The sequence below is a fragment of the Maribacter sp. genome, from assembly GCF_039968975.1.
Lineage (GTDB): Bacteria > Bacteroidota > Bacteroidia > Flavobacteriales > Flavobacteriaceae > Maribacter.
The window spans coordinates 1-4187 of record NZ_JBDVOT010000269.1; the positions used below are offsets into that span (position 1 = coordinate 1).

The window sequence follows — 4187 nt, forward strand, 5'->3', positions numbered from 1 at the left end:
AATGGGCTACAAATAAATACATAGATTTATTGCCTATTGAACAGTATATCTATGGATATATGATTGTTTTTTTAGGCTTACTGGCAATTAGTATGTTAGTATCCATGTTTGTAATTCATTTCGTTTTACGAGCTTATTGGATCGGATTGGTAGGATTAAATTCTGTTTTTCCAGATTATAGTATTGAGGATAGTGTATACTCTAAAATTTATACAGAGAAGATTTTGTCCATACTGCCAAAGCAAGAAGATACTATTCAAAAGGTAGATGAATTATGTAGTGTAATTTTTTCTTCGGCATTTACAATTCTATTGATTTACTCCTACATGTCTTTGTTTTTAAGTATTTACATGCTTATCTATAATTTGTTATTAGATTATGTTCCAATTTATATACTGCTAATACCTCTATTTATAACCTCAGGTCTGCTTGTGTTACAAATGATTTTTAATGTCATTGGAAATTTAAAAAAGTATAAGTCTAATGTATGGGTACAAACTTGGATGTTTAAATTAGTTAAATTAACATCAATGGTAACTTATGGTCCTCTCTACCGTAATTTACTTCAAGTGTCAATGGTTTTTGGGTCGAATTTTAAAAAGAAAAAGTCCTTGGTTTATCTCGTGCTATCGTTTTTTGCCTCGGGTATATTTTTGACTTTAGTGAAGTTTCAAGACACCAATATTCCTCATTTAATATTGCCGAAAAATCATGATGTAAATCTTATGTACTTGAGTTATTATAGTGATCAAAACCCTGATGAATCATTTTTACTAACTCCGCAAATTCAGTCGGATATTATTGAAGGTAATACCGTAAAATTATTTATTCCAGTCTTTCATCATGAACGTAATTACCAAGCTGCTACATGTGGAGAATATGAGGAAGATGATAGTTTGTCAAATGAAGAAGAAAGAATTTTGTCTAGAAAATTTTATTTTGAATGTTATCAAAAATATCATAAGGTTGTGCTAAATGGTGTTACCTTAAATATCAATTTTCTAAAGAAAGATCATGCTGTTACAGAGCAATTTGGTATCATTGGTTTTATAGATAAGGATGTATTAAAGAAAGGCAACAATACTTTGGTTGTCACTAAAACTTTGGGCGATGTAAAAGAGTTTGCATGGACTATTCCTTTTTATTACCAGCCCGGTACGGGTGCAAAGTAAAGAGTTGTTCAATTCCTTTTAATATAATTTTTAACACAAAACCTTCGCTTTTTGAGATAGATATTGAATTTTTTAAAAAAAATAAAACGGAAAACGACCATTTTTAAATATAATTACTACTTTAGCTAAAGTTTACAAGCACAATGACAAAACAATATTTCTGGAACGGTTTTTATTTTTACTTCTTTTTTAAAAGAGGTACGGGACTGTTGTAGTATATTTTAAATATAAAATAGAATCTAAGTTCCGATATGTATCGGAACTTTTTTTTTGTTCAAAAGTCAAATCATATAAGCACCAACAGTAAATTTTAAAGTTGGGGCTTTGATAAAGTTGAAAAGGTTTGCAGGTTAGTAGAAATTAGGATTATGAGTTTAAAAATAGCCATTCAGGGAATTAAAGGAAGCAACCACCACCAAGTAGCAAAAGATTGTTTTGGTGATGATGTAGAGTTGGTAGAGTGTCTTTCTTTTGATGCTTTGGTAGATAAATTATTATCTAAAGAAGCGGACCAAGGTGTAATGGCAATCGAGAATTCTATTGCAGGTTCAATAATACCGAATTACGCATTGGTAAATCATAATAACCTGCATATTATTGGGGAGTATTATTTAAACATCCATCATAATTTAATGATGCTGAAGGGGCAGAAAATAGAAGATATTAAAGAGGTTAGTTCTCACCCAATGGCATTACTGCAGTGTAAAGAATATTTTAGGCAATATCCAAATATAAAATTGGTAGAAGATGTAGATACTGCCGAGACTGCAAAAAGAATTCAAGAACAAGAATTAAAGCATGTAGCTGCCATAGCACCAAACGTTGCGGCAGAATTATATGGGTTGGACATCGTAGCGAGCGACATACAGACTATTAAAAATAATGCCACTCGTTTTATCATTGTAAAAACAAAAAATGATGCATTGCCAGAGGTGGAGATTACCAAGGCTTCATTAAGGTTCATTACCGACCATAAAAGGGGAAGTTTGGCTGCAGTACTTAATGTTATGAGCGATTGCCGATTGAACTTGACAAAAATACAGTCGTTACCAGTAATAGAAACACCATGGAAATATGCGTTTTTTGTGGATGTAACTTTTACTGATTATGCTGATTTCTCAAAGGCAAAAAGGCTATTGAACATCATGGCAGAAGACTTTAAGATTTTGGGTGAATATAAAAATGTAAGACAATGATACAAACCGCTAAAAGGTTAGAAACCGTACAAGAATACTACTTCTCAAAAAAATTGAGAGAGGTACGTGGTTTAATGGCTCAGGGTAAGGCTATCATTAATATGGGTATTGGTAGTCCAGATTTGGCTCCTTCCCAGCAAGTATTGAATGCAATACAAGAAGCTGTATTGGATAGTGGTGCACATCAATATCAAAGTTATCAAGGTTTGCCTCAATTAAGAGGTGCCATTGCCAATTTTTATAAGAATAGATTTGATGTAGTTGCTGACCCAAATACTGAGATTTTGCCTTTAATGGGGTCAAAAGAAGGTATTATGCATATTAGTCTTGATTTTTTAAATGAAGGTGATGAGGTATTAATACCTAATCCTGGTTATCCTACTTATACGTCAGTAACGAAATTGGTGGGTGCGTTACCTAAGTATTATGACCTAACCGCAGATACTGGGTGGTTTCCAGATTTGGAGGCTTTAGGTAAGCAAGATTTATCAAAGGTGAAAATTATGTGGTTAAGTTATCCACATATGCCAACAGGTGCTACGGCAACAAAAGAGCAATTTGTAAAAATAGTAGCCTTTGCTAAAAAGCATGATATTCTGTTGGTAAACGATAATCCGTATAGCTTTATCTTAAATGATGAGCCAGCAAGTATATTGAGTATTCCTAATGCAAAAGAGGTTTGTTTAGAATTAAATTCATTGAGTAAGACCTTCAATATGGCCGGTTGGCGTGTGGGTTTTGTATTGGGTAGCGAAGAGCATATTAATGCAATTTTGAAGGTGAAAAGTAATATGGATTCTGGTATGTTCTACGGAATACAAAAAGGAGCTATAGCGGCATTGGAAAGTAGTGAAGACTGGTTTGCTAATTTGAACGCCGTATACAATTCACGTAGAGAGTTGATTTTTAAATTAGTAGACAAGCTAGGTTGTACATATGACCGAAATGCCGTAGGGTTGTTCGTTTGGGCAAAACTACCTGAAGATAGTGTGTCGTCAGAAGAGTTTATAGATAATATATTGTATACAAAAGATCTGTTCATTACCCCAGGAACCATATTTGGAAGTAATGGCGAAGGTTATATTCGTTTTTCACTTTGTATACCAAAAGATAAAATAGAGGAAGCAATAAGCAGGTTTGAGTAATCTGGATTATTTAAAATAAAATTGAGTAATAACGTAAGCGTAGCTTTAAAATGAATGTATTTGTAATTGGTATTGGTTTAATAGGAGGTTCTCTGGTTAAAGACATAAAGTCTACTCAAGATAACGTTACTATTTATGGTATAGATACCAATGACGGTCATTTAACAGAAGCTATCAGTTTGGGTGTCATAGATAAAAAAGCAAGTTACAAGGATTTGCCGTCTGCAGATATAGTAATTGTTAGTATACCTGTAGATGTAATGGTAAAGGAGTTGCCGGTGATATTAGATGCTGTTCATGAAGATTGTGTGGTTTTTGATGTGGGATCAACGAAATCCATGATCTGTAAAGTGTTGGAGCATCATCCAAAGAGAAGAAACTTTTTGGCTTGCCACCCTATTGCAGGAACAGAGTTTTCAGGTCCGTCCGCAGCTATTAATAATCTGTTCAAGGATAAAACAAATATTATCTGCGAGGTTGAATTAACAGCATTTAAGCTTCAGGAAAGAGCTTTAAAGGTTTTTCAGGCAATAGGTATGAGAATACGCTATATGAACCCTGTAGCACATGATAAGCACATAGCATACGTATCTCATTTATCTCACATAAGTTCATTTATGTTGGGCAAAACAGTAATAGAAAAAGAAAAGAACGAGCGCGATATTTTTGACATG

The 4187-nt window shown here is 33.4% G+C and carries 4 protein-coding genes; all 4 read left to right on the forward strand.

Annotated features, from left to right (window positions below):
- Positions 1 to 1172, forward strand: a 1172-nt coding sequence (locus ABJI11_RS18225; protein WP_348355601.1) for a hypothetical protein, incomplete at its 5' end; no start/stop codon positions are given.
- A gap of 368 nt (positions 1173 to 1540) precedes the next feature.
- Positions 1541 to 2368 carry a prephenate dehydratase gene (locus tag ABJI11_RS18230; protein WP_348355603.1) on the forward strand — a complete coding sequence of 276 codons (828 nt, stop codon included), beginning with the start codon at positions 1541 to 1543 and terminating at the stop codon, positions 2366 to 2368.
- Positions 2365 to 3513: an aminotransferase class I/II-fold pyridoxal phosphate-dependent enzyme gene (locus tag ABJI11_RS18235; protein ID WP_348355606.1), complete on the forward strand. Its 1149-nt coding sequence runs from the start codon at positions 2365 to 2367 to the stop codon at positions 3511 to 3513. The genes ABJI11_RS18230 and ABJI11_RS18235 overlap by 4 nt, the downstream gene beginning before the upstream one ends.
- Positions 3514 to 3563: 50 nt before the next feature.
- Positions 3564 to 4187 (forward strand): prephenate dehydrogenase/arogenate dehydrogenase family protein (locus ABJI11_RS18240; protein WP_348355609.1); only part of this gene is annotated, 624 nt, incomplete at its 3' end.

What these genes read in the sequence shown, in the direction of transcription:
- ABJI11_RS18230 (WP_348355603.1), top strand. Translation starts at nt 1,541, where the DNA reads ATGAGTTTAAAAATAGCCATTCAGGGAATTAAAGGAAGCAACCACCAC.
- ABJI11_RS18235 (WP_348355606.1), top strand. Translation starts at nt 2,365, where the DNA reads ATGATACAAACCGCTAAAAGGTTAGAAACCGTACAAGAATACTACTTC.